The organism is Chimaeribacter californicus, from assembly GCF_002858675.1.
GTDB lineage: Bacteria > Pseudomonadota > Gammaproteobacteria > Enterobacterales > Enterobacteriaceae > Chimaeribacter > Chimaeribacter californicus.
The window spans coordinates 1-2,268 of the sequence record NZ_PJZF01000049.1; the positions used below are offsets into that span (position 1 = coordinate 1).

Sequence of the window (2,268 nt, forward strand, 5' to 3'; positions counted from 1 at the left end):
GTAAATCTCAAAGCCTCATAGAAAGTCATGCCGGCGTTATCGGGCACCGGCTTTAATCCTACGCCGGCAACAAACATATCGGGCTTACCTGGTTGGGTTACAGTGACACATTGACCAGAACGCAATAAATCCAGCACTGCTGATAACTGCTCTTCCATCTCGGTAAAGGTGATCGTTTTCATCGCTACCTCCTGTGTGTGTCCAGTCAGTAAATCAGGTGCCGGCACAAAAGGAAAGAGCCGCCCTGGGGCAGCTCTTATGCGCAAATCTTGTTTAGTATCGTTTTCCGGTGAATACCGTCACGCACACGGTATCAAAGGCTCAGCGGCTTGTAAAAGCCCCCCCACCAGCCCGCTGGCGATACAAAAGAGAAGAGCCACCCAAGGGCGGCTCTTTTGCATTCCCTACCTACTTCAAAGCAGGGAAAGTTAAGACAAAAATCAATACGTCGAACTGACTCTCACAGGTGCCATTTATGGCACCCGGGAATGTAACGGAGCTGGTGGATCAGTGCAATCCAACACGCTCGGTCGTTGGTGAAAATATCAGGCTGCGGCCTTAGCCGGCGGCGGGACTGCTGCTGGTTTCTGCTGGCTGACGTGCCAGAACAGTTTGCGGCGGCGGTTTGATGCTGTGTTTCTTTTAGCCATAAAATAAAAGAGCATTTAGGATTGTTTTAGGGTTTCGACACCGGCCATCTGATAAACCTGTGCCAATAATTCGAGCTGGCCACCATTAGCGGTTTCAAACGCCTTTCTTCCACCCACTGCGCCGGCGGCATGAACCGGTATCAGCCAGGGGTATTGTGCGCGCAGGTCGGCCGGCGCCGCGTGCTGGTGGTGCCAATTGCATAAGGGCAATACCAGCTCATGTGCGCCTTCTTTAACGCGCCCGTCGATATGGTGGAGCGAGATTTCATACGTGTAGTGGCCATGCTGGCTACAGGCAATGCAGGGCAGAGCGCCCAGCTTATCCATGATCTGCCGTTCCTGGGCTGTTGGTGTGCGCCCCCTGGTACCACGGCTGCGGATCGGGGTGGTTTTCTTCGGTGCTGTTGGCTTACTGGCGGCAGTGTCTTGCTTCTGGCGGGCTTTCTCCACCAGCTGGGCGCGGTACTCCGGAGATTGCAGGCGCTCCAACTGCTTTGCCTGGCGCTTCTCTGCACTGCGCACCGCTTTATCGTGCTGCTGCTGCCGGTATGCAGGATCGGCCTGCCGTTCACGCTGACGAGCGCGCTGGCGCTCATACTGCCGCTGCTGGGCTTCACGCTGCTTCTGCCGCTTACGCTCCATGGCGTCCTCTGTCACTTCCCTGATGGCAGCCATGAGGTTAAGCCGGCGCGGTCGTGGCGTCAGAGGTATTCATCAGCCAGCCATAGCGCTCACCCACCAGCTCATGATCGGACATATCAAGCCCACGCAGAGCCATCACCACGCGCATTTGCGCGCGATACTGGATAACACGGTGCAGCGTCTGGACAAATTCCCCCGGCAGGTCAGGAACCAATGCGCTCTGGAATGAGTATGCGATCGCCAGGGAAAGGGGTTTCCACTTGCGCGGGCTGATATGGCCAGTGGCGGGAGTAAACGTGCTCATAGGGGTATCCTTTTACTATGGTAAGGGTTTCAGGCGGCCATTTGGTGCTGGGCATGGCCGCTGTTACGGATAGTGGCCATCAGGCGGTACATGCCACTGTTGCGGCGGCACTCATCGAACACGGTATTGCCTGTCCGCTCAGCTGGGCTACGCAGGAAACGCATAGGCGACACTTCTTCACGTTCCCGCGGCACGCTGGCGTTAACCGGTAATTCACTCGGAGCCGGCTTTTCGCGGAAATAGAAGCGGAAGCAGCCCACGGTGACAATGTGCAACATCCCTTGCGCAACCATTTCCTGTACCAGGCTGCGAGCAACGGAGATCCCCCGGCCAATAGCGGTACAGATCTCACGGATGTTCAGGTATCGCTTTTCTTCAAATGACGCCAGAACCATAGCGGCGCGCTCATTGAACAGGTGAATGGAGGAAAAGGTGTTGCTCATGTGTTCTCCTTGAGGCCACCAGCTGGTGGCTATCTTTTACGGTTGCGGCGGCGTTTCTTCCTGGTAGCGAACAGGTTTCGGAACACACTCACCGTCATTTCATAAATGCCCCGTATCAGCAGCAGGGCGATAAGAATTTTCAGCACGACCACCCAGGCATTTATTGCCAGGTGAAGCGTGACATCGGCCAGGCTGGCCAGCTCACTCACTTGGGAAGAAATGCCCCAGG

The 2,268-nt window shown here is 55.9% G+C and carries 5 protein-coding genes; all 5 read right to left on the bottom strand.

What is annotated here, in order from left to right; all coding sequences use genetic code 11:
- Nucleotides 1-182 (bottom strand): type II toxin-antitoxin system Phd/YefM family antitoxin (locus tag CYR55_RS22595; RefSeq protein ID WP_241522217.1); only part of this gene is annotated, 182 nt, incomplete at its 3' end.
- Nucleotides 183-665: 483 nt separating this feature from the next.
- A complete protein-coding gene (locus tag CYR55_RS22600) occupies nucleotides 666-1,325 on the bottom strand; it encodes a Ref family recombination enhancement nuclease (RefSeq protein ID WP_101818553.1) in 660 nt (219 codons plus the stop codon).
- A gap of 4 nt (nucleotides 1,326-1,329) precedes the next feature.
- Complete coding sequence (locus CYR55_RS22605) at nucleotides 1,330-1,596, bottom strand: hypothetical protein (protein WP_101818554.1); 267 nt, start codon at nucleotides 1,594-1,596, stop codon at nucleotides 1,330-1,332.
- A 29-nt stretch (nucleotides 1,597-1,625) separates the two neighbouring features.
- Nucleotides 1,626-2,039, bottom strand: a complete 414-nt coding sequence (locus CYR55_RS22610; RefSeq protein WP_101818555.1) for a hypothetical protein — start codon at nucleotides 2,037-2,039, stop codon at nucleotides 1,626-1,628.
- Between the two features lie 29 nt (nucleotides 2,040-2,068).
- The coding region (locus CYR55_RS23665; protein ID WP_165699650.1) for a hypothetical protein at nucleotides 2,069-2,268 on the bottom strand (200 nt) is incomplete at its 5' end.

What these genes read in the sequence shown, in the direction of transcription:
- CYR55_RS22600 (WP_101818553.1), bottom strand. Translation starts at nt 1,325, where the DNA reads ATGGCTGCCATCAGGGAAGTGACAGAGGACGCCATGGAGCGTAAGCGG.
- CYR55_RS22605 (WP_101818554.1), bottom strand. Translation starts at nt 1,596, where the DNA reads ATGAGCACGTTTACTCCCGCCACTGGCCATATCAGCCCGCGCAAGTGG.
- CYR55_RS22610 (WP_101818555.1), bottom strand. Translation starts at nt 2,039, where the DNA reads ATGAGCAACACCTTTTCCTCCATTCACCTGTTCAATGAGCGCGCCGCT.